The sequence below is a fragment of the Nonlabens sp. Asnod2-A12 genome, assembly GCF_045063745.1.
Taxonomy (GTDB): domain Bacteria; phylum Bacteroidota; class Bacteroidia; order Flavobacteriales; family Flavobacteriaceae; genus Nonlabens; species Nonlabens xylanidelens.
The window spans coordinates 3,022,519-3,045,751 of record NZ_JBEFOB010000003.1; the positions used below are offsets into that span (position 1 = coordinate 3,022,519).

General features: G+C 33.6%; 18 protein-coding genes. 12 read left to right on the forward strand and 6 right to left on the reverse strand.

The annotated features are described in order from the left end of the window. Nucleotides 1–168 precede the first annotated feature (168 nt). The 6 genes from ACJJVJ_RS13695 to ACJJVJ_RS13720 all read left to right on the forward strand — a co-directional run bounded on the left by ACJJVJ_RS13695 (nucleotide 169) and on the right by ACJJVJ_RS13720 (nucleotide 7,839). Nucleotides 169–1,518, forward strand: coding sequence for a DEAD/DEAH box helicase (locus ACJJVJ_RS13695; protein WP_405370942.1), 1,350 nt, complete (start codon nucleotides 169–171; stop codon nucleotides 1,516–1,518). A gap of 136 nt (nucleotides 1,519–1,654) precedes the next feature. Next, nucleotides 1,655–4,270 carry a T9SS type B sorting domain-containing protein gene (locus tag ACJJVJ_RS13700; RefSeq protein ID WP_405370944.1) on the forward strand — a complete coding sequence of 872 codons (2,616 nt, stop codon included), beginning with the start codon at nucleotides 1,655–1,657 and terminating at the stop codon, nucleotides 4,268–4,270. A 198-nt stretch (nucleotides 4,271–4,468) separates the two neighbouring features. Next, the gene (locus tag ACJJVJ_RS13705; RefSeq protein ID WP_170034650.1) at nucleotides 4,469–4,990 is read left to right on the forward strand and encodes an OmpH family outer membrane protein; all 522 of its coding nucleotides are present in this window, start codon (nucleotides 4,469–4,471) and stop codon (nucleotides 4,988–4,990) included. A 199-nt stretch (nucleotides 4,991–5,189) separates the two neighbouring features. After that, entirely contained in the window at nucleotides 5,190–5,474 is a 285-nt protein-coding gene (locus ACJJVJ_RS13710) for a hypothetical protein (protein WP_104516387.1), read from the forward strand. A 105-nt stretch (nucleotides 5,475–5,579) separates the two neighbouring features. Next, nucleotides 5,580–7,208, forward strand: a complete 1,629-nt coding sequence (locus ACJJVJ_RS13715) for a SulP family inorganic anion transporter (RefSeq protein ID WP_405370947.1) — start codon at nucleotides 5,580–5,582, stop codon at nucleotides 7,206–7,208. A gap of 4 nt (nucleotides 7,209–7,212) precedes the next feature. Beyond that, the gene (locus ACJJVJ_RS13720; RefSeq protein WP_104516391.1) at nucleotides 7,213–7,839 is read left to right on the forward strand and encodes a carbonic anhydrase family protein; all 627 of its coding nucleotides are present in this window, start codon (nucleotides 7,213–7,215) and stop codon (nucleotides 7,837–7,839) included. 61 nt (nucleotides 7,840–7,900) lie between these two features. On the opposite strand, the gene ACJJVJ_RS13725 is transcribed toward ACJJVJ_RS13720, so the two are convergent. Then, entirely contained in the window at nucleotides 7,901–8,659 is a 759-nt protein-coding gene (locus tag ACJJVJ_RS13725) for a patatin-like phospholipase family protein (RefSeq protein ID WP_405370949.1), read from the reverse strand. Nucleotides 8,660–8,684: 25 nt separating this feature from the next. Beyond that, the gene (locus tag ACJJVJ_RS13730) at nucleotides 8,685–8,945 is read right to left on the reverse strand and encodes a uroporphyrinogen decarboxylase (RefSeq protein ID WP_405370951.1); all 261 of its coding nucleotides are present in this window, start codon (nucleotides 8,943–8,945) and stop codon (nucleotides 8,685–8,687) included. 153 nt (nucleotides 8,946–9,098) lie between these two features. On the opposite strand from ACJJVJ_RS13730, the gene ACJJVJ_RS13735 reads away from it, so the two are divergent. Then, a complete protein-coding gene (locus ACJJVJ_RS13735; RefSeq protein WP_405370953.1) occupies nucleotides 9,099–9,671 on the forward strand; it encodes a CopD family protein in 573 nt (190 codons plus the stop codon). Nucleotides 9,672–9,807: 136 nt separating this feature from the next. On the opposite strand, the gene ACJJVJ_RS13740 is transcribed toward ACJJVJ_RS13735, so the two are convergent. The 4 genes from ACJJVJ_RS13740 to ACJJVJ_RS13755 form a co-directional block, all read right to left on the reverse strand. Continuing rightward, nucleotides 9,808–10,848 carry a flavin monoamine oxidase family protein gene (locus ACJJVJ_RS13740; protein ID WP_405370955.1) on the reverse strand — a complete coding sequence of 347 codons (1,041 nt, stop codon included), beginning with the start codon at nucleotides 10,846–10,848 and terminating at the stop codon, nucleotides 9,808–9,810. A gap of 188 nt (nucleotides 10,849–11,036) precedes the next feature. Beyond that, nucleotides 11,037–12,164 (reverse strand): mechanosensitive ion channel family protein, encoded by a 1,128-nt coding sequence (locus tag ACJJVJ_RS13745; RefSeq protein ID WP_405370957.1) that lies wholly within the window; start codon nucleotides 12,162–12,164, stop codon nucleotides 11,037–11,039. Between the two features lie 41 nt (nucleotides 12,165–12,205). Continuing rightward, a complete protein-coding gene (locus ACJJVJ_RS13750) occupies nucleotides 12,206–12,691 on the reverse strand; it encodes a GbsR/MarR family transcriptional regulator (protein ID WP_405370959.1) in 486 nt (161 codons plus the stop codon). Between the two features lie 177 nt (nucleotides 12,692–12,868). Further along, the gene (locus tag ACJJVJ_RS13755; protein ID WP_405370961.1) at nucleotides 12,869–14,032 is read right to left on the reverse strand and encodes an MFS transporter; all 1,164 of its coding nucleotides are present in this window, start codon (nucleotides 14,030–14,032) and stop codon (nucleotides 12,869–12,871) included. Between the two features lie 314 nt (nucleotides 14,033–14,346). On the opposite strand from ACJJVJ_RS13755, the gene ACJJVJ_RS13760 reads away from it, so the two are divergent. The 5 genes from ACJJVJ_RS13760 (at nucleotide 14,347) to ACJJVJ_RS13780 (ending at nucleotide 23,226) form a co-directional block, all read left to right on the forward strand. Next, the gene (locus ACJJVJ_RS13760; RefSeq protein ID WP_405370963.1) at nucleotides 14,347–15,207 is read left to right on the forward strand and encodes an SdiA-regulated domain-containing protein; all 861 of its coding nucleotides are present in this window, start codon (nucleotides 14,347–14,349) and stop codon (nucleotides 15,205–15,207) included. A gap of 434 nt (nucleotides 15,208–15,641) precedes the next feature. After that, nucleotides 15,642–17,201: an N-6 DNA methylase gene (locus tag ACJJVJ_RS13765; protein ID WP_405370964.1), complete on the forward strand. Its 1,560-nt coding sequence runs from the start codon at nucleotides 15,642–15,644 to the stop codon at nucleotides 17,199–17,201. Further along, the gene (locus ACJJVJ_RS13770; protein WP_405370965.1) at nucleotides 17,191–18,426 is read left to right on the forward strand and encodes a restriction endonuclease subunit S; all 1,236 of its coding nucleotides are present in this window, start codon (nucleotides 17,191–17,193) and stop codon (nucleotides 18,424–18,426) included. Before ACJJVJ_RS13765 ends, ACJJVJ_RS13770 begins: the two co-directional genes overlap by 11 nt. A 15-nt stretch (nucleotides 18,427–18,441) precedes the next feature. Then, entirely contained in the window at nucleotides 18,442–21,081 is a 2,640-nt protein-coding gene (locus ACJJVJ_RS13775) for a hypothetical protein (protein WP_405370967.1), read from the forward strand. Nucleotides 21,082–21,171: 90 nt separating this feature from the next. Further along, nucleotides 21,172–23,226 carry a hypothetical protein gene (locus ACJJVJ_RS13780; RefSeq protein ID WP_405370969.1) on the forward strand — a complete coding sequence of 685 codons (2,055 nt, stop codon included), beginning with the start codon at nucleotides 21,172–21,174 and terminating at the stop codon, nucleotides 23,224–23,226. The last annotated feature ends 7 nt before the right edge of the window (nucleotides 23,227–23,233 follow it).

Consider the following 23,233-nt stretch of genomic DNA (forward strand, 5'->3'; position numbering starts at 1 on the left):
TAAGTAAAATGTTATTACCTATAATGTACTTCAAAGTTATTCTAGTATCATTCAATTTTAATGAAGATAAAAAACAATACTAGACTGATTATTTTACTAAAAACGGAACTGCATTTCTCATACTGCTGTCTTCAACCTAATAAACTACCTTTGCAAAAAATTACCAGTATGAAATCCTTTGTAGATCTGAATCTTAAAACGCCATTAATTAATGGATTAGAAGAATTAGGTTTTGAGACCATGACGCCTATTCAAGAAGAGGCTTTTCCAGTTATTCTTTCAGGTCGAGACATGATAGGTATCGCGCAAACAGGTACTGGTAAAACGCTAGGTTACATGTTGCCATTGCTTCATGAACTTAAATATGCTCAAGTTAATGATCCAAGAGTATTAGTTCTTGTACCTACTAGAGAGTTGGTAGTACAAGTAACTGAAAATATAAATCAATATTCAAAGTATCTTAATTTACGTGTGTTGGGGATTTATGGAGGGACAAATATCAATACGCAGAAAAAGGCATATGCTGACGGTGTGGATATACTAGTCGCTACACCTGGTAGACTGTATGATCTTATTATAAGTCAAACGGTAAATTTAAAGAACTGTAAAAAGGTAGTAATAGATGAGGTAGATGTAATGCTGGATCTAGGTTTTAGATTTCAATTAACTAATATCTTTGATCACTTACCTAAGAGACGTCAGAATATAATGTTCTCTGCAACGATGACGGATCAGATAGAAGGTTTTATTAAGGAATATTTCTATAATCCTGAAAAGATTTCTATTGCTGTTTCTGGTACACGTTTAGAAAATATAGAACAGACTGCTTATGCTGTAGAGAATTTTTATACAAAAGCAAATCTACTCATGCACTTAGTGAGTGATAGAGAAAAGTTTCACAAAGTACTGGTCTTTGTGGGTAATAAGAAAAGCGCAGATAGATTACAAGAAGTGCTTAGTCCCCATTATGGTGGAGAAATATCTGTAATACACTCTAACAAGACACAAAATTATAGATTGCGTTCTATTGAACTCTTTGATAGTGGTGAGAGTCGTATTCTAGTTTCTACAGATGTGATGGCGCGTGGGCTGGATCTTGATAAAATATCGCACGTTATTAACTTAAATGTACCTGCGTTTCCTGAAAATTACATGCACCGAATAGGTAGAACAGGTCGTGCTGAAGAAAAGGGTAGATCTATCTTGTTCTACACAGAAAAAGAAAAAGAAGATAAGGAGAATATAGAGGAATTGATGAGTTATAAAATTCCTGAAATAGAGTTTCCTGAAGAAGTTGAGATTTCAAAACAAAAAACACCAGAAGAGAAACCTGTAGTACGTGAGATTTTTAACCCTCATAAAGTAATAGAAGAGCAACGTGGAGCAGCTTTTCATGAAAAAAGTGAGAAGAATTCTAAGACTAATGAAGGAGGTAGTTACCGCCGTATCATAGCAGCAAAATATAAAAAACCTAAAACGCGTGGTGATAAAGGAGCAAATAGACGTCGTAAGAAATAATAATATTTTATAGTTCTTCATGCTTTAGTACTTTCATTTTTAAAGTGGTGTCATTATTCTGGTAACAATTTCTTAATGTAGGTATCTACTTATGTAAGCGTCTGAAAATCTTATTTTCGCGAAAAATTAAATTAATTTGAAGAAGCTATTATTTTTTTGTTTCATAATTTTAAGTGCAACATTTGTAAATGCACAAGCGGTAAATACAGCATATTTGTGTTTAAGTAATGGAGATGTAGTTCTTGCAGATTTAAGTTCTTGTAGTTCTACGGTAGTTGCTACAAATACTCAGCCCATGTTTGACATAGCGCAAGGTGATAGCGCTACTACTCTTTATGGAATATATGATACAGAGTTGTATTTAATAGATCTTAATACAGGTAATTTTACCTTATTAGGTAGTCTTACAATCATAGGACATAGTGGTAGCTTTAGGGTAGACTCTCTGGTAAAAGAGCAAAATGGTGTTTTACTAGGAGTGAATAAAAATGGACAAGGAGAACTTTTTAGAATTGATGTAGCTGCACTTACCGCTACTAATTTAGGAGCAACAGGTTTCAATAGCGCAGGAGATTTAACCTACTTTGATGGAGATCTTTATCTAAGTGCGACAAATAGTGAACTGGTACAAGTTAATGTAGCAAACCCAAGTGCCTCTTTCTTAATAGGTAGTATGGCTAGCAGTGGTTTTGGAAATGTTTTTGGTGTAGTTACTATAATAACAGCAAATCCGTGCTCTGCTACACCTACCATTGAACTAGTTGCAACCGGTGGACGTACTACTAAATTTGTTGATGTAACTAACGGTAATACGACTAATAACTGTACTAGTTTTTCACCGTCAGATATTTTTGGGGCTGCAGAGGTAACATCAGACATACTTTGTCCTATCAATGTAGAAATTATTGATACCACACGCATGAGTCCTGATCCTACTTCTTACTGCAGTCAGGCAACTACGACTTTAAGTGCAAATGCAGATCCTACCGTAGCATTGGGAACTTATTCTTATGAATGGAGAGAGCAAGGTAATACAGCTGTTATAGGAACTAATATGACATTACCTATAATGATTAATACAACTACTGTTTATGAGTGTACGATAACAGATAGCGGTATTGCACCACCAGATAACTTTGCAGTAGATGCGATTACTATAATAGTAGATCCTATGCCTACATGGGCGCCGCTAGGTAGTATTTATGCAAACGCAAACTATACACTACCTGGAATAACAGGAACTAATGTGCCTGCTAACAGTGCTTATTATACTGGTCCTAATGGAACAGGAACACAATATAATATAGGTGATGTAGTTACAGAACTTGATTTTATAACTAATCCGGTCACTTTATATATTTATGGAGATGAGACTAACGGTTGTGAAATAACAGGACAGTTTGATCTAGAATTTGTAGACGTACAATTAACAATAACACCGGGCGGTATACAAGATATTTGTGCAGGAGAAACAGTGACTCTAACTGCCACACCTACTCCAGCAACCGCATATGGAACTTACACTTATAATTGGACAGATTCTCAAAACACGGTTTATCCTAATACAGATACTATAGTTTTTACGGCAACAGTAGATACTACGGTAGCGGTAATGGTAAATGACTCTGGTGTAGAAAACGGTGTAGATATGGGATTTGATATGACAGATTTCAATGTCTTGACACCAGTTGATATAACAGCTATTACTGATCAGACTGCGACTTCTACTTTTACTTTTCCAACTATTAATGGAACCGGATTGACCACTGCAGAGCGTTATTATACACAACCTAATGGTATGGGAACTGTATATGATGCAGGTGATATTGTTAATGCGTCAGATTTTACAACGTTACCGGTAACCCTTTATATGTATGACACTAACGGTGCATGTGAAGATCAAGAAAGTTTTGTACTCAACTTTGATACACCTATATCGTTAACGGTTTCTATAAACGCTACTGCAAATGATTTTTGTGCCGGAGAAATAACAAATTTAACTGCCACACCTAATCCTGCAATGGCGCAAGGAACGTACACTTATCAATGGGTAGAGCAAGGCACAACGGCCGTTTTATCCACAGGCAATACACTAACGGTAACACCTTTAGTAAATACAGTATATGAATGTACGGTGACAGATAGTGGATTAACTACTAATAATACGGCAACTTCTACCATAACAATTAATGTAATAGATGTGCCAGTTATTGATGTAATAAATAATCAAAATAGCACCACCACATTTACATTTCCTACTATCACAGGTATGAACTTGAGCGGTAATGAGATGTTCTTTACACAGCCAGACGGCTTAGGAACAGCTTATAATGCTGGAGATGTAATAGATAGAATAGAATTTGCTAGTTATCCAGTTACAATTTATGCCTATGATGTAAATGCCTCAGGCTGTAGTGATCAGGTTAGTTTTAATCTGGTAATAACAGAAGATGTAATTATCCCAGAGCCAGAGGTTGAATTGTTTCATGTGCCAGATTACATGACACCTAATAATGATGGGTATCATGATTACTGGCAAATAGAGGTTTTTGAACCGTCCGTTCAGTTCAGTAATATCTATATTTTTGATAGGTACGGTAAATTACTCAAGCAACTTTCCATAGACGGGCCAGGTTGGGACGCTACTTATAATAATAACCCATTACCATCTTCTAGTTATTGGTATAGTTTTGAATATACCTATGATGGTGTTACAGTTTTAGAAAAGGGATTCTTTGCAGTAAAACGTTAAGACGGTGGATTAATTTATCGCTCGTATTAGAAATGATTATTTTAATAAGTTCGCTTTCGCGAAAGCGGAATTTCAACAACCATAACACTAATTAACACTAAACGACTTAAAAGTGGTCTAATAGTTGAAAAGTGATGGTAGAATATGTCCGAAAGTGTAAGAGGACTTAACTATATTGCACACCTTAATTTAAAGAAAATGAAAAAATTACTTTTAGTATTATTTTTAGCCGCTGGAACAGCAATGGCACAAACTGGTTATGTAGCATCTGAAGCTCTTCTTCAATCTATGCCAGAATTTCAAACAGCGCAACAAGAAATCACTAAATATGCAGAGTCTATTAAAGCTGACGATGTAAAAGCAGAAAACAATGCTAGAACTAGAATGGCAGAGTTGCAACAAAAAGTACAAGAGCTTTCTAAAACAGCAACAGATGAGGCTGCTTTTAACAAAGAAGTAGAGGTTTACAAAACACAAGCAGCTGCTATCGAGAGCGAGCTAGTGAATAGTAAAAGAATCGCAGAGCAAAGACTTGGTGAGAAACAAAACAAATTAATCACTCCTCTTACTATTAAGTTGAATGAGGCGATTAAAAAAGTAGCTCTTGCCAAAGGTTATAAAGTAGTAGTAGATATTAATTCTATCGCTTTTGCAACTGAAGAAACTAACATCAGTCAGGATGTAGCTAGAGAATTAGGTATTCCTATGCCATCTAACTAAGACTTAATCGTTATTATTTAAAAGTCACTTCTATAGAAGTGACTTTTTTTTTGGATTTTCTTAAGGTAGATTATGTTAAATTTCTTAACATTGTTTAATATGGATGGAGAACCATATTATATTTGTTTATACAATAGTCCCCTTTACATAACATATGTCAATACCTACAAAACGATTTAATTTTTTCATGCATGCGTGTATGATAATTATATGCGCTTTGGTTTTAAGTCAACCAGTGATAGAGGTATTTGTAAAACTTGATAATAATATTACCGTTATCGATACAGATGTGGACAGTGACTTTGATGTAGAAGAGAACTCAAAAAAAGAGCTAGAGGACGAGTCAACTTTTAATGACTTCTATTTTGTAGCTTCAAATGACGAGATTTTAAATAAAATTGTTTTAAATTATTTAATCGATTTAGTTTGGGAAAGTCATTCTCAAGAAATTCTTATACCGCCGCCTAAAGGGATGCTAGCATAACATCCGTAGAGGTAATATCTCAAATTTTATATTTATCAATGAATTGATTTTACAGTTAAATCAATTTTTAAAGTTCCTTTATTTATAGGGGATAACACAAATTTTATGCATTATTCAAATCCGTTTAAAAATTTTAAAAATGATATCCCGGCTAGTGTCGTGGTGTTTTTTGTTGCTTTACCTTTATGTCTGGGTATTGCACTAGCTAGTGGTGCGCCACCATTTGCTGGACTTATAGCTGGTATTATAGGTGGTATAGTAGTAGGTTCTATAAGTGGCTCTAATATAGGTGTCAGTGGTCCGGCTGCTGGACTTGCTTCTATAGTTGCCCTTGCGATTAAGGACTTTGGTGGTCTAGATAATGGAGGTTTTGAAATTTTATTGGTCGCCGTGGTGATGAGTGGAGTGATACAAATTGTTCTAGGCTTATTAAAAGCAGGAATCATAGGTTATTACTTTCCATCATCAGTTATTAAAGGGATGTTAGTTGGTATAGGAGTTATTATTATATCTAAACAGATACCTCACTTTTTTGGACTAGATGAAAATTATGAAGGAGCTTGGGATTTCTTTCAAGAAGATGGAGAGAATACTATTACTGAGATTTTAAGGATAGGAGAGTTTATAAGTCCAGGAGCAACGCTTGTAGGTTTTATAGGTCTAGCGATACTATTACTTTGGAATAACGTCTTGAATGGTAAGTCAAAGGTCTTTGAAATTATTCAAGGACCATTAGTTGCCGTGGTTGTTGGGATTATATATTATGTTCTTACAATGGATGCAGGATATTGGAGTATTTCTACAGATCATTTAGTAAAAGTTCCCGTACCAGAAGATTTTGATTCTTTTGTAGGGCAGTTTAGGTTTCCAGATTTCTCACAAGCTGCACGTGTAGATGTTATCATCGTAGGTTTCACGATTGCACTTGTCGCATCATTAGAAACCTTATTATGTGTTGAGGCGACTGATAAATTAGATCCGCGTAAGAGAGTAACACCTACTAATAGAGAATTGATAGCACAAGGAACTGGTAACATACTCTCTGGTCTAGTTGGTGGATTGCCTATAACACAGGTTATTGTTAGAAGTAGTGCAAACATTCAATCTGGTGGTAGAACAAAGATGAGTGCTATTTTACATGGTTTCTTGTTACTGGCATCAGTAATTTTGATTCCGACTTTAATGAATAAAATACCTTTGTCTGTTCTTGCGGCCATACTTCTAGTAGTAGGATACAAGCTAGCAAAGCCGTCAACATTTAAACAAATGTGGAAAGCAGGGTGGAGACAGTTTATACCATTTATTGTAACGGTTGTGTTGTTGTATTTTAATTTCCTGTTAGGAGTAGGAGTAGGGCTTGCTATAGGAATTATAGTTACACTTTATCAGAGTTTTCAAAACTCTCACTTTCTTCATGCTACACAAAGTAATGAAGATGGTAGAAATGAAGTAAAAATGGTCCTTGCAGAAGAGGTTACCTTCTTTAATAAAGCAACTATTTTAAAGGAGTTGGACAATTTACCTCAAAATACATTTCTAGAATTAGATGTTAGAAAAACTAATTATCTAGATCATGATGTTATAGAAATACTTGACGATTTTAGAGAAAAGGCAAAAAACCGTAAAATTAATATTAAATTGATATCTGAAAGAGGTATTATTGAGAATCCAGATAGTTTCTTAGAGTTTTTCAAATTAAGACCTATTCAAGATAAATTTAAATTTAAAAGATAAAAAGATGAAAGCACATACTAAAGAATCTCAATCTACCATGACACCAGAAAAAGCAGTCCAGTTTTTATCTGAAGGTAACGAGAGATTTCAAAATAATTTAAAAGCAAATCGCAACCTATTACAACAAGTTAACGATACTAGTGAGGGACAATTTCCATTTGCGACTATTCTTAGTTGTATTGATTCTAGAGTGTCTGCAGAGCTTGTTTTTGATCAAGGTCTAGGTGATATTTTTAGTGTACGTATCGCAGGTAACTTTGTAAATGAGGATATTCTAGGAAGCATGGAATTTGCCTCAAAACTAGCTGGTACTAAATTAATAGTCGTTCTAGGACATACAAGTTGTGGTGCGATAAAAGGAGCCTGTGACCATGCGAGACTAGGTAATCTTACTAAGTTAATACAGAAGATAGAACCAGCAGTAGACGCAGTAAAAGAACCTCAAGAAGAAGAAAAACGTAATTCTAAAAATCTAGAATTTGTGGATGCCGTTTCTGCAAAGAACGTAGAACTGACCATCGATAGAATACGTAAAGAAAGTCCTGTTCTTAAAGAGATGGAAGATGATGGTGATATAAAAATAGTAGGAGCAATGTACAATGTTGCAACAGGAGCAGTAGATTTTTTATAAATAGCACTTTACTTTGTTGATATTTAAAAGCGTTTTTTACATGTTGTAAAAGACGCTTTTTTTATCTATCAAAAATATCTGTTTTTTCCAGTTCTAGAGAGGCTGTTTCATAACCTATCTCAAATATTTCTCGCAACGCTTTAAAATTAAATAAACCATAATTATATAGTTTATCTGGTTCTATAAGAAGATCACATTGTGTAAATTTTATTTTGTCTTGATGGTATTGATTAATCGCATAGGCTCTACTAGCCACATCATAAGAGTGTTTTAATTTACGACTCTTTAGGTCTACCTTATTTACATAACTTCCTATTTTAAGATCACAATCGTCTAATAAATCGATGGGAAAGTTATTGATAACGCCGCCATCTACATAGAGATTACCATCTATTTCTATAGGTGTAAAAATACCAGGAAAAGCAGCACTGGCTAGAATTGCGGCATATATTTCTCCTTCTTTAAATACTTTAAGTTTACCTGTATTGAGGTCTGTAGCCGTAACAGATAATGGCGTTTTTAGACATTTAAAACTGTTCTCTGGAATGTAATGAGATAAACTCTCTATAAATACAGAAGAGTTGATGAAACCAGCCTGTCTAAAAGCAAATTTTCTAGGGTGAAAAAGATTAGACTGCTCAAAGAAATTGAATATATCATCTACATCTATTCCCATAGCATACAGCGCACCCACCAGCGCACCAGCACTTGTACCAGTTATTTGATGGACAGTAATATCATTCTCTTGCAGTGCTTTTATAACACCAGCATGAGCAATACCTCTAACACCACCTCCAGAAAGTGCAATACCTATTTTCATTTATTTTACTCTTTTTTACTCTTTTTTACTCTTTTACTTCTTTTATTTCGTCGTTCTTCTTAATAAATAAATAATATCCATTCACCACTAAAATACCTAAATTAGTAATGATGATGGGAATGTTAACGGTGTCAAATAAGAAACCATAAAGTATAAATATCGCACAACCTAATGAATTCACAATACGCAATGTATTGATGTTTTTCATAAAAAAGGATATTAATACGACTACACTCGCTGCATATCCTACTAAATCTAATGTTTCTGTACCGAAGGTAAAATCCATAATTCAAATTTGAACTGCAAAATTACCGTTATTAAACCTAATTAAGTTATTCAATTATAATTTATAATAGAGATAAGAATAAAGTACTGCCACTATTATAGATGCAGTATTCTACCCTTTATGACTTAAATTTGCAACTAGATAAGGAAGGTTATGGACTTTTTAAATGAGATATTAGAATTCAGATTTTATAACTATGTAAAATCATTACATCTCATTTTTGTGGTGACGTGGTTTGCAGGCTTGTTTTATATTCCTAGACTTTTTGTGTATCAAATTGAGGCACATGCAAAGCCAGAACCAGATAAAAGCATACTTCTTAAACAATTGAAAATAATGACCAGTAGGTTGTGGTTTATTATCACCTGGCCTAGTGCTGTTCTAACCGTTTTTTTTGCTGTCTGGTTATTAATTTTGAGACCAGGATTACTAGAGTACAGCTGGATGCATATTAAGTTAGGTTTTGTTTTACTACTATTTATTTACCACATAAAAACTCATTTTATTCAAAAAGAACTGCAAACGGATATTGTTAAATGGACTTCTAACGGTATGCGCATATACAATGAAGGCGCAACTTTAATTTTATTTTCAGTAGTGTTTTTAGTCATTGTTCAAAGTGCTATCAATTGGATTTATGGTTTGGTTGGCCTTTTAGTTTTTGCAGTCATTTTAATGCTCTTATTTAAATTATATAAAAGAATAAGAGAGAAGAATAAAAGTTAGGGTTTGTTGTTATTCCGCTTTCGCGAAAGCGAGATAAAAACCATCTATCTCTATATTATTTAAATTATACCTACCAGTGTTCTAGCACTTATACAATAAAAGGAGCTGAGGTATGGATACGTTTGCTGGTTGCTTTTTAAGAAATAGCAACTTTATTTGCAGCATGAATCCCAGAATAAATAGCGCCATCCATATATCCACCATTTAGAGGAGAGGTTTCTGTGCCAGAAAATATCAGTTTACCATCGAAGTATTCTTCTTGATAAATAGGGTTGCCATAACCTGGATTCAATCCATCATTTTTAAGAGTTCTAGAAGATGTGTGGAGATCTATAGACCAGTCCTTTTCTACGTATTCTAGATAATCATACACTTCTGGACCTAAGTACGTCGCAATGTGTTTCAAGATAATAGCTTTTCTATCTGCCGGCTGGAGATCTCTTAATCCTTCATTAACAAAGCCCATTAAAGAATAAATTCCAGTTGATGGATCACAATGATCATAAAGCTCTGTCATGGGGCCTATCTGTCCTATAAGCATGCCAGATAAATCTCGTTCTCTCCAGAATGGTTTTTTAAAAGTTATTCCCGCTTTAATGGCATGACTCATCCAGGTGTGTGTTGCGTTCATAGCAGTTTGTAGACGTTCAGGTAACTGCGGTTTAAAATCTATTTGAGATACAATGCGCGGCGGTATAGTTACTACAACTTTGTTTGCGGTAAAATTTTCATTTGCCGTGTGCACCTCAAGAAAGTTGTCCTTTTCTATAACTTTATGGACTGTGGTGTTGGTCTTAATAAAGTCTTTTATCGAGCTGGATAAAGCTTCTATTATAGAAGTACTACCACCTACTATACGTTGAGAAGCAGGAGCATTAGAATCACTTTTAAAATAATGAGCTGGTGCCATGGCGTTATAAACCAGTATACTGTTACCATCTACATACTGATTAAAAGCTGGTATTTTTAAAAGTTGGAGTACATCTTTTACATGAGTGTGATGACCTTGAAACCAAGTGGCTCCTAGGTCTATGCCTTTTTGGGTGAGAATTCTACCACCTATGCGTTCACGAGATTCTAGAATAAGAACATCATTCTCGCCTAGTCTTTTTAATTGAAAAGCAGTGGTAAGACCAGATAGTCCAGCACCTATAATAATATACTTGTAATGTTTCATGAATCAGTTATTCATTAAATGCTATCGTGAGCAATGACAGTTCTAGTGGATCATACATTGCAGTTACATTTACGTAAAAGTTGTTATCTAGTAAAGGGTTAGTATACGGCATTGCGGTAGTCTAATAAACAATTTGTTATTTTCAATGTTTTGTAGCGTACACAAAAGCTTTAAAAAGTAAGAAAGACTTATTTTTTATCCTTAGTTATAGGCACATTGTTATCTTTAATTTTTAACTCATTGTCACTTAATATAACCGTACGAGTAGGGTAGGCTAGATCAATACCAGCCGCGTCAAATTTTTCTTTGATCGTTTCATTTACATCACATCTCAAGTCAAAGGAGTCTTGAAAATTGCGGCACCAGGTCCAGGCTCTTATAGTTAAGGTAGAGTCATTAATTTTAGTCATGGCAGTTCTTACCATAGGGACACCATCCATGATTTGAGCTTGTGTGCGGTTATCAATGCTCAATCGATGGTTTTCACACACCTCGCTCATAATAGTTTTGGCAACTTGTACATCACTATCATAAGAAATTCCCATCTCTACATGTTCACAACATTTATGCTCTCCTAGATCGTAATTAATCAGCTTTTCTTTATTAATTATCGCATTAGGAATAACGATCATCTTGTTTTCAAAATTGCGTATTACGGTATGTCTCAAAGTAATATCGGTAACCGTACCTACCATGGTGTCGGTAACGCGTATAATATCACCTATTTTAAAAGGCTTAAAAGAGATTATAAAAATACCACCTATAAGATTAGAGAGTGCTTCTTGTGATGCAATACCAGCGACTAGTGCTAGAATACCAGCACCACCTAATGCGGTTTGTGCGACGCCTCTTAAAGAAGGAAAGGCTAGTAAACCAAAAAGAGTACCAGTAAAGTAAATTATAATAACAACCAGATACCTGAAGAATTTATAACTGGTAGGGTCTTCATTTGCTCTTATTTTCTTTTTTATAGTACCTAGAAACCACATGTTAATAGTCGCCGCGATAACTATAGTAATGACAGATAAAAACCCTAGATAAAGAGCCAGTTTAAAATTGGCCACCATAGCGTCATTATCCTCTTTGTCCACAAAAACAAAACCTATAGAGATAGCACCTAAAACGATCCATAACGCATTAAGTATGACTCTCACTAGCTTAATAGAGGTAGCTTTCTCACCAGGAAAACGTTCTTTTTCTTTTTTTAATAACCAGCGGTATAAAAATCTAGTTATAAAATGTAATAGAACAACCGTACCTATAACAGACAGTATCCAGATAATTTGGGACTTATACGTGGTTATAAACTCTTCCATAATTTATGTAGTATCGCTAGATGTCTGTTTAAAACTTGATTCTATTTTTCATTTTCTAGAAAGCGAGTCATTTTATCGGCTGTTTTTTTAACTAATTGCAGCTTTTCTTTAAGGTAATCTTGATAGATGATTCCTAGAGACTCTTCATTGTTAAATTTTTCTGGATGGTAGGTTTCATTAAAAGCATTTACCTCGCCTACTATTTTAATTTCCTTTTCTATCGCTGTATGATATGCATTTAGTGATATAATAGAAGAGTATCTGGCCAGTTTAAAGTATCGTTTTCTATCACCAGGTTTAGTCTGGTAAGTAATGTAGTTTAACTGTGTTAATACATTGATGTTTACAGATATAGAGCTTTTACTAGCTTTGATGATTGTTCTTATCTCTTCAAAGGTTAGACCGTCATAAGAGCATAATATAAGTAATGCATATATGCGCGAGGCTAGAGGTGATAAGTTCAATAAATCTTGAATTCCTATTCCTAATTCCTCAATCAGTAATTGTTGTTCAGTTTGCTCTGACATTAAAATCGTTTTATTCTAAAAAAAGCTAATATACATCTAGTTCGGCAAGTAGCGAACTCTATCCTTAAGAACTATCGTTATTTAGGTTCTTAAAGTAGGTGGTTGTTCCGCTTTCGCGAAAGCGGATCCATAATCCATCTCTTTCACGATCCAATGACTTAATAATAGAGCAATTTCTTAAAATGCCTTTTTCCTGAACATAAGATGCACCACAATAATACTAATGGATAGCGCGATACCCAAAGTAGAAACACCAGTCCATTTATAATGTTCCCAGGCATAGGCGCCTAGAGTGGTACCTAACGCGCCGCCTATAAAAAAGCTCACCATGTAAATGGTGTTGACTCTATTTCTAGCGTCAGGATTTTTAGAAAAAATGATATTTTGATTGGTAATATGCAAGGCCTGTACACCTAGATCTACCAGTACTACACCTATCATAATACCTAGTATAGAATAGCTAGAAAAATAGAAAATAATCCAGGAAACTACCAGACTAAGAGCGGCATACATGATTATTTTATTCTTGCTCATGCGGTCATTTAATTTGCCTACCACTGCAGCAGTAAGCGCACCTAGAATACCTATTAAACCAAAGGCGCCCGTAACGGCACTACCATAACCAAAGTTGACCTCCATAAGAAAAACTAATGTCGTCCAGAAGGCGCTTAAACCTGCAAAAGCCAGTCCACCGCGCAATGCTGCCAGTCTTACTGTAGGTTCTGTCCTGAAGTAATAACCTATGGATTTAAGTAAACTACCGTAGCTGCCTTTATAAACTGGTGTTATTTTAGGTAGTTTATAATGCAAGATTAAAAACAATGCAGCCATGAGTACAGTGGCGGCATAGTACATGACTCTCCATCCGTATTGATCTCCTACCAGACCACTTATGACGCGACTACCTAAAATACCTATCAGTAAACCACTCATTACTATTCCTATGGCGCGGCCTCGGTTAGCATCGTCAGAGAGTTGTGCTGCCATGGGTACAAACAGTTGAGGTATCGCACTAGAAAAACCTATAAAAAAACTACTTATAATTAATAGAACAAGTGTGTTAGAAACAGAAGCTGCGATTAAGGAAAGAATCATTAAAGCAAAATCAAATTTTAAAATTTGCTTGTTAGAAACCTTATCACCTAGAGGAATGATAAAAAATAAACCAGTGGCATATCCTAATTGTGTCGCTAGCGCTACATTACTTATTGCAGCCTCACTTACCTGTAATTCTACAGACATTTTGTGCAGCAAAGGCTGGTTGTAATAAAGATTTGCAACTACTAGACCGGCAGATGTACTCATTAAGTACAATAAGGAATTGCTCAATTTCTTTTCCATAGAATAATTAGAAAGCTGTTGCGGTTTTAAATAACGTAGATCGCTATTTTTTTATAACAGTTGCAAAGATCTATCTAGACCATCAAATAACCGCTAGAAGAACTGTTATAAAAAAGAAAAAGTGGTAAGAAAAAAGAAGACCTTAAGAACTTTCTTTTATTCAAACCACTAATTTTAAGAGTAACTTATAGATTATAAACATAAAATCCCCTAATTTCAAATTTAAAGTACTGTTAAGTTACCGCACAAATATAATATTAGTTCGTAAATTTATGAACTAAAAAAGTTAAAAAATTATTTAAAAATCAAAGATCATGAGTCAGATTAAGAAATACGTCATCGGTTTTTTTGCTGTTTTAGCCGTTATGATTAGCATGATCTCTTGTAAAATGGCAGTAGAGCATCCAGAAAATTCAGATAAAAAAGAGTATACCGTTAATCGATTATGGGAATTACCTACCTCTCTAGAAGAGATAAGTGGCATGGCATGGTTACCTAATAATAAGCTGGCATGTATAGAAGATGAAGATGGTGTCATTTTTATTTATGACCTCAAGACAGAAAAAATCGAGGAGCAAATCAAATTTGGTACTCCAGGAGATTATGAAGGTATAGCAGTAGACAAAGAAGACGCTTATATTTTGAGAAGTGACGGCGTTATTTTTCAAGTAGCTCAGTACCGTAGTGATGCCATCGAGACCAGCCATTTTAAAACCCTTTTTACCATCAAGAATAACATGGAGAGTCTTACCATGGACAGTAAAAACAATCGTTTAATCACTATTACCAAAGACCGCGATCCATACAGTGACGACTATAAAGGACTGTATCAAATACCGTTGGACACTAAAGAAATGGATGAGAATCCCATTTTAAAAATAAGCATGAAGGACGACGCGTTAAAAGAGTATCAAAAGAAGAAAGCTTATAAAAGTTTTAATCCCTCTGACGTGGCGATACATCCCATTACCAGAGATTATTATGTGCTAGAAGGTAAAACACCTAGACTTATTATAATGGATAAAACAGGTGCGATAAAGAATTTCTACAAGCTAGACAAAAAGAATTTTCCACAACCAGAAGGCATCACGTTTGCTCCAGACGGCACCTTATATATCTCTACAGAAGGTAAGGGCAACCACGGCGCAATACTAGAAGTGACACTCGATAAATAGAGTTGTTAATTTTTTACGGAATTTCTATTTTTTGTTTAAAATCACCTAAATTATAATTAAATAGATAATTTGAAAGCTTCTTTGTTAAGAAATGCATAGTTGATAAAGTGCGGCATCACGTTGTGCAGAAATAATAAAACTGCCACATTACGGTTTACCTCAATAAAATGGTAAACCGATAGATTAATTTTAAACTCTTTAAGGAAGACGAGTTTAAAACATGGCATATTTTCTATCACATTGCACGATTAAAACGGCATCTATATGCATGCGTTTTATAGATCTATGGAAAAGGATTTATACTATAAATTCTTATCTTCACAGACCCCTAAAACACACTTATCCCTATAACGCTGGATAAGTGTGTTTTAGGGTTTTTAATTTTAAGTGTTTCGCTTTCGCGAAAGCGGTAACAATAATAACCATAACCCCAAATGGCCAAAAAGAAACAAGAGAAAGAAAAATCTATAGAAGAAGCTCTATGGCAAAGTGCTAACAAACTGCGTGGTAGTGTAGAAAGTGCCGAATATAAACACGTCGTACTGGGACTCATATTCCTCAAATTTGCCAGTGATAAATTTGAAGTACGCCGTGCAGCATTGATAGAAGAAGGAAAAGAAAAATACCTAGAAATGGCAGCCTTCTATAACGAGAAGAACGTCTTTTTTCTAGAACCGAGTTCGAGATGGAGTTTTATAATCGATAATGCAAAACAGGATGATATTGCTATTAAGATCGATACCGCATTACACCAGATTGAAAAAGCCAACCCAAGTCTTAAAGGCGCACTGCCCGATAATTATTTCTCCAGACTGCAACTCGATAAAAGCAAGCTAGGTGCTTTACTCGATACTATTAATAAAATAGACACGCAAAAAGATGAAGCGACTGATATTGTGGGACGCGTCTATGAATACTTTTTGAGCAAGTTTGCACTAGCCGAAGGAAAAGGAAAAGGAGAATTCTACACGCCTAAGAGTATTGTAAATCTTATTGCAGAGATGATAGAACCCTATGAAGGGATTATCTATGATCCTGCCTGTGGCTCTGGTGGTATGTTTGTACAGTCCATTAAGTTTATAGAGAACCACAACGGTAATAAAAAGAACATCTCTATTTACGGTCAGGAATATACAAATACGACTTATAAACTGGCCAAAATGAACCTCGCCATACGTGGTATAGCAGGTAATTTAGGCGCAATAGCGGCAGATACTTTTGCACGAGACCAGCATCCAGATCTTAAGGCAGACTATATTATGGCAAATCCACCTTTTAATCAAAAGGACTGGCGCGCCGCAAATGAACTCACAGACGATCCCAGATGGCAAGGCTATGAAACTCCACCTAAGTCTAATGCAAACTATGCGTGGATTCTTAACATGGTCGCAAAACTCTCTGATCAAGGAGTCGCTGGTTTTATACTCGCAAATGGCGCACTAAGTGGTGGTGGCGAGGAATATAAAATACGTAAAAAACTCATTGAGAATAACCTGGTAGAAGCGATTGTGATTTTGCCTAGAGCGATGTTTTATACCACAGATATAAGTGTGACGCTTTGGATCATTAATAAAAACAAAAAAGCACACACTCGTACCATAGGCGATGTAGAAAGAAAATACCGCTTTCGCGAAAACGAGGTTCTATTCTTAGACCTGAGACAGCGAGGCATACCGTTTGAAAAAAAGTTCATCCAGTTTAGTGATGAGAATATTACTGAAATTACCGATGCCTATCACAACTGGCAACAAGAAGACAGCAATTATAAAGACGTGCCAGAGTTTTGTGCCAGTGTAACTAATGAAGAAATAGAAAAGAAAGATTTCTCACTCGTACCTAGTAAATACATAGAGTTTGTGAATCGTGATGAGCAAATCGATTACCACGATAAAATGGAAGAATTGCAAACTACCGTTAAATCCCTAATGCAAGAAAAAGCGCAAAACGACACCGCACTGGCAGCAGTCTTTAAAAAGATGGGCTATGAAATCTAATTATAAAAGACTTGGTGATTTTATAGAAGAGATTAATATCCGTAATCGAGATTTAGAGGTGGATTTACTTTTAGGTGTAAGCATACGTAAAGTTTTGATGCCATCCATTGCAAATACCATAGGTAGCGATATGAGTAAGTACAAAATCATATCAAAAAATCAATTTGCTTATGGACCTATTACTTCCAGAAATGGAGATAAAATCTCTATAGCTTTATTGCAAGATTATGAAAAAGCGTTGTTATCTCAAGCATATAAAGTTTTCCAAATAATAGATTCCACTCAATTACTGCCTGAATATTTAATGATGTGGTTTAGGCGACCAGAATTTGATCGTTACGCACGTTACATGAGTCATGGAAGTACGCGAGAGGCATTTGACTGGCAAGAGCTTTGTGAAGTAGAAATACCAGTTCCATCCCTAGAAAAACAACAAGAAATTGTAGCTGATTATAATACCGTACAAGAACGTATACGCATTAATGAACAGCTCAACACCGCACTAGAAGAAACCGCACAGGCGTTGTATAAACGCTGGTTTGTTGACTTCGAGTTTCCCACAAATGTCAGTTCGAGCGAGAGTCGAGAACGTTTATCTAACGATAAAGCTTTACCAGCACTAGGCTACAAATCCAGCGGTGGCGCTATGGTTTATAATGAGGAATTGGATATGAAGATTCCTTTGGGATGGGAAGTTAGAGATTATGAAACTTCCTTTAATTTCACCACAGGTAAGTTAAATTCAAATGCAGCAATTGAAAATGGAAACTTCCCTTTTTTCACATGCTCCTCCGAAACATATTTGACTGATACTTATTCATTTGATTGCGAAGCGCTTATTCTAGCTGGAAATAATGCAAGTGCTGTTTATCCTTTTAAATATTTCAAAGGTAAATTCGACGCATATCAAAGAACATATATAATTACACCTAAAGATAAACAAATATCTATTCAACAAGGTTATTACGAGATTTTATCGCAATTAGAGGGTTTTAAAGGAAGTTCCTCTGGTACTGCTACCAAATTTTTAACAATGAAAATATTAAACTCTTTAAAGTTGTTAGTTGCCACAGATGTAGTTAGTAATAATTTTCAAATACTTTGTCAGCCTATGTTTAGTAATTTTTTAGAGTTAGCAGTAGAAAACAAGCAATTAAATTCATTTTCAGTTTTATTACTCTCAAAAATGGCAACGGTAGTGGATGATAAAAGATTAATGAATTAAAAAGGGTAAGGGATTATGAAACAAAATAAAATATATACATGCTTTATATCATCAGCAGGAGATTGTTATGAAGAAAGACAGATTGTTAAACAAGCGCTAAATGATATAAGTGATAAATATTCTGGTCTCACAGGAGTTACAATTAAGCCTTTCACTTGGGAAGAAGATGTTTTGAACGAATTTGGAGCTGATGGACAAACATTAATAGACAATGCGGCGGATAAAGCTGATTACGATATTTTTTTAGGTATAATGCGTTATAGGTTTGGGACTCCGACACATTCAAGCGGAAGCGGTACAGAGCATGAATTTAAAAAAGCTTTAGAAAAGAAGAAAGAAAATCCTGATACAAAAGTCACTTTCTTTTTTTACGGAGGTCAAATGAATCCAGAAGATTTTGACCAGAATCAATTTTCAAAAGTCAAAGAGTTTAAAAGCTCTATACAGAGCAAAGGTTTGTATTCTGACTATGACTCTATAACAAACTTTGAAAAAACGATAAAAAGTAAATTAGAGTTGCTATACAAAGAGTTATGTGAACCTCAAGTCTCTACTGAAAATAGTATTAGTCAATATGAACTAATCCATCAAGTTTTGAGTAATGAACTTGAAAATGCATTGACTTGTTATAATGAAAAATTATCAACTTGGGTAGAGCCTGTTGTTACTAAAGACTCCGAGATTGATCAGAATCCTGAAAAGAGTTATGAATCGCGAATAGAAATAATTGATTTAATAAATAGTAAAGAAAACATAATAATCAAATCTCCACCTGAATTTGGATTGACTTGTTTAGCACATTACATAAAGCTTAAGGCATTTGAAAAGGGAGAGAATTTTGCGTTTGTTTGTGCAAAAAAAACAAAGAAGCATAAGGCGATTAGAGATGTTAAAAATTACATCGTTGATGTTTTAAAGACAGAAACTGAAAAAATTGATTCCATTTTAGTTGATTCAGTCCAATTTGAGACAATAGGAATGCTTAAACTCTTAAAAAATTTAAGTGAAGAGTTTTCTGATGTTAGATTTATAGTTTTCAATACAATTGAGAATAATTTATTTGCAGCAAGTGGCGAGGATCAGGAACAAGTAAAGATAAATAGAGAATTTAGCAGGTATAATTTATTAGCTCTTCGTAAATCTGCTTTAAGGCAGTTTATTGTCGATTATTCTAATAAAAAACAAATTGGAGTCGATGAGGATAAGGCAGTTGATAAAATGTCTAAAGATTTGGCAGTTCTCAATATGCATCGCACACCTAAAAACTGTTTATCAATACTTAAAGCCTCCACAAAAATAGGCCAAGAATACAATGCCGTAAATAGAACCAAGCTTTTGGATGTTATTTTAGCAATCATATTTGAAGAATATGAAATTCCATCTTATCATGACGAGAAGCCAGATATAAAAGACACTACGTTTTTACTTGGAGCATTTTGTGAACTACTTATTAGAAGAAATGACTTCGAATTTTCAAAGGATTATTTCGTTACCGAATTAAATACTATAAAATCTGATAATTTTATTGAGATAGATAATCATTTCTTATTTGGTGCATTATTTGACAATGGAATTTTATCAAAAAAAACTGACGACTTCTTCTTCTCTCATGCTTATTGGATATTTTATTTTGCCGCACATAGAATGAATATTAATGAAAAATTTAGAGAAACTGTTTTTGAAGAAAAACGATATGTTGATTTTCCAGAAATAGTAGAATTTTATACAGGAATCGATCGAAATAAAAAAGATGCTGTTGAGATATTAATGGGTGATTTCGAGAAAACACTTTTATCAGTAAAATCTAAAGTAAAAATTGACTCTTTAAATCCATTTGAAAATATAAAATGGACTCCAGACGTTAAAGAACTTCAAAAAGAAGAGAAAAAGATAAGTGAAAATGTCTTGTCTTCAGGTCTGCCTTCGGAAGTAAAGGATAAGCATAATGATTTAACATACAATCAAAAAAAGCCATATTCTCAAGTAATTAATAATGTACTTAAGGACTACTCATTTAAAACTTTGATGACTCAAATTGAGGCTGGATCAAGAGCATTGAGGAATAGTGATTATGTAGATGCAGATATAAAGGTGAAATTTTTAGATCTAATTATTGAAGGTTGGAACGAAATCTCTAAATTATTAATAATACTAACTCCTATTCTAGCTGATCGTGGAAGAGCTTCATATGATGGAGCGAGTTTTCATTTACTAGAGGATACTATTAACTATAAGTCTCCAGAAGAAAAACGACTAGCGGTGTTAACAGCTGTTCCTCTCAATATTGTGAATTTTTATAAGGATGACCTTTTTTCTAAAAAAATGGGTCCATTGATAATTAATAAAGCAAAAACGGAATCAAACAGCATGTTAAAGCATGAGTTGATGCGCTTATTAGTATCTGAAAGACCTAAAAACTGGAATAAAGAATTAGATAATTATATAGTTGGTTTAAATAAAAATTCTTTCTTTTTGAAAGATATTACTTTGGCATTAAATACTCAGTTTGATTACAATGCAACAGAAATATCTGAGCGCAGACAAATAGAACAACTTTTGTCAAAATCAAGAGCGAAACATTTTTTACAACAAGATAATCCTAACGCAGGTCATTTGAAAAGAGCTCGTAAAGGAGGAAATAGTAAATTTCATTAAAATGGCGAAATACTCCGTACATCAACTACCTGTAGATACCTTATTAGGCAGGATTAAATTCCAGTAAAAAAAATATATTAAAAAATTTGTATGAAAGATTTGTCGAGAATAGTAACCTTAGAAAGATTCAAAAATGCATATATTATATGTAGATCATATTGTGAAAAAACGGATAATATTCTTGACGTTAATTTTCGATTAATTAAAGATCATATTTTAGAATTAAGTGAGGCTAAGGTTGAGACTTTTTATAAAAAATTTATTGAAACAGATTTAGTATTTGCTTTACCTGAGTTTTTTTCTTGTGAACGTGTGACTATTCCTAAAAATTCTACCGGTACTAGAGAGTACAGATATTTTTCTACTTTTTCAATGATTCTATATAATGCGATAGGCTTAAACATTGTAGATACTTGCTATGATACAATTGGATCAATTCAATTTAATGAAAAGTCGGTTTTCCCTTTCTATCCAACAAAATTTTTGATAAATAGTGAATATAAAAGTGATAAGGATAAATGGAGAGTTTCAAACAACTATAAAACTGAATATAATAAATATCAAAAAAAATTAGAGGAGCTAGCCATCGAAAATTGCGCAGTTCTACAGATAGATATAACTCAATACTTTGAAACAATAGTTCATGAAAAATTATTGCATAGAGTTTATCAATATGCTAATAAATCTATTCTAAACAAGAATAATCTAGATTCAGATTCCTATCAAGCGATGGAGTTTTACTTTGAGTCATTAATGTCAAAAAGAACTTCAATACCTCAAGGAAGAAAGAATTTTATTAGTGATTATTATGGCTATTTTTATTTAATTCCCTTCGATATGGAAATAGAAACCCTTTGTAAAGACTGCCAATTATCATTCAAAGGAATGATTAGGTATGTAGACGATATAACTATTGTATTTGATAATCCAGGAAATCTTATTCATGCCAATGTTTATAAAGAACTTTTGGAAATAGAATCAAAAATTATCAATTGGATTTTAAATAAATTAGGATTAAATGTTAACCCTTCTAAAACAGTACGACGCTATTTGAAATCTAAAACCGATAAAGTAAGTTTTCTTAAACTGAATAAAAAGAATACTTCTGGATTTCATTTAGTTGACGAAGAAAAATCGATAGATGAAAAAGTTAAGGTATCTGACTCGAAATTTTTAATAAACGACAAGTTCGATGAGTTTAATATAGCCATCAAGAAATTTATATTTTCTGAGGAGGATGAGTTTAGACTGAAAATAACTAAAGATGATAGAGAAAATTTTAAATTAATATTTAATGAAAAATTTCAAAAATTTTTATTGAAAAAAGATGTTTCAAAACAACTAATTAAAACGTTAGAAAATGTAGAGATCGTTCTAACCGTAGATTATATCAACCTTTTAATAGTATTATTTTTAATAAAAAATAAATCAGGAAAGTATTTGTACAGAAAGCCTATTGATAATTTTTTAAAAAACAATTTCAATCCTTTTGATAAAAGGCATATACATATCGTTCATATTTTAATTGCGCAAAAAGCTTTAGATAATAAAATAATTTATGATCAAATAAATAGAATTAAAGCTGAACTTCTTCAAGATAATTATGGAAAATACTTAGTTACGTTCGTGAAAGAAAATGAAATTGAAATACCTTACACAAAGCTATATGATGAAACTTGTTTCTTTGCAAGATTAAATAATGAATATAGAATTCCAAAAGTACAAAGTCAATCAAATTATTTATACAGTCGTAAGAGTGATAAATATGAATATTTGATTGATTTATTGATTAAGAAAGATATTGTTTGTAATTCAATAGTAGAACAAATCAAATATTACATTAGTTATAGAAGACTCAAAAAATGGGACTTAGCATTTAATCATTTTCATAACTTTTTTCATGAAATGTGTAAAAAATCAATGAAACTTAGTGACAAGTCTACTGTTAAAAATATAATTTCCTACTCTGCATTTAGCTTAAAGGATCAACTTACAATTGGTAAGTTTTATAGTCGAAGAAACTTCAATTCCATCTCTCACCCTAGTCAAAATGATGTTCCTTCTGAGAAGGTAAATAAAAATAGTCTTGTAGAGTACGAAAAACTTATTGTTGAAGTTTCCATCAAACTATTGAAGCATATATAAATATAAA

Coding starts and splice junctions, on each gene's coding strand:
- ACJJVJ_RS13715 (WP_405370947.1), top strand. CDS start 5,580: ATGCATTATTCAAATCCGTTTAAAAATTTTAAAAATGATATCCCGGCT.
- ACJJVJ_RS13705 (WP_170034650.1), top strand. CDS start 4,469: ATGAAAAAATTACTTTTAGTATTATTTTTAGCCGCTGGAACAGCAATG.
- ACJJVJ_RS13730 (WP_405370951.1), bottom strand. CDS start 8,945: ATGGATTTTACCTTCGGTACAGAAACATTAGATTTAGTAGGATATGCA.
- ACJJVJ_RS13710 (WP_104516387.1), top strand. CDS start 5,190: ATGATAATTATATGCGCTTTGGTTTTAAGTCAACCAGTGATAGAGGTA.
- ACJJVJ_RS13740 (WP_405370955.1), bottom strand. CDS start 10,848: ATGAAACATTACAAGTATATTATTATAGGTGCTGGACTATCTGGTCTT.
- ACJJVJ_RS13725 (WP_405370949.1), bottom strand. CDS start 8,659: ATGAAAATAGGTATTGCACTTTCTGGAGGTGGTGTTAGAGGTATTGCT.
- ACJJVJ_RS13750 (WP_405370959.1), bottom strand. CDS start 12,691: ATGTCAGAGCAAACTGAACAACAATTACTGATTGAGGAATTAGGAATA.
- ACJJVJ_RS13695 (WP_405370942.1), top strand. CDS start 169: ATGAAATCCTTTGTAGATCTGAATCTTAAAACGCCATTAATTAATGGA.
- ACJJVJ_RS13770 (WP_405370965.1), top strand. CDS start 17,191: ATGAAATCTAATTATAAAAGACTTGGTGATTTTATAGAAGAGATTAAT.
- ACJJVJ_RS13760 (WP_405370963.1), top strand. CDS start 14,347: ATGAGTCAGATTAAGAAATACGTCATCGGTTTTTTTGCTGTTTTAGCC.
- ACJJVJ_RS13775 (WP_405370967.1), top strand. CDS start 18,442: ATGAAACAAAATAAAATATATACATGCTTTATATCATCAGCAGGAGAT.
- ACJJVJ_RS13780 (WP_405370969.1), top strand. CDS start 21,172: ATGAAAGATTTGTCGAGAATAGTAACCTTAGAAAGATTCAAAAATGCA.
- ACJJVJ_RS13745 (WP_405370957.1), bottom strand. CDS start 12,164: ATGGAAGAGTTTATAACCACGTATAAGTCCCAAATTATCTGGATACTG.
- ACJJVJ_RS13720 (WP_104516391.1), top strand. CDS start 7,213: ATGAAAGCACATACTAAAGAATCTCAATCTACCATGACACCAGAAAAA.
- ACJJVJ_RS13765 (WP_405370964.1), top strand. CDS start 15,642: ATGGCCAAAAAGAAACAAGAGAAAGAAAAATCTATAGAAGAAGCTCTA.
- ACJJVJ_RS13735 (WP_405370953.1), top strand. CDS start 9,099: ATGGACTTTTTAAATGAGATATTAGAATTCAGATTTTATAACTATGTA.
- ACJJVJ_RS13755 (WP_405370961.1), bottom strand. CDS start 14,032: ATGGAAAAGAAATTGAGCAATTCCTTATTGTACTTAATGAGTACATCT.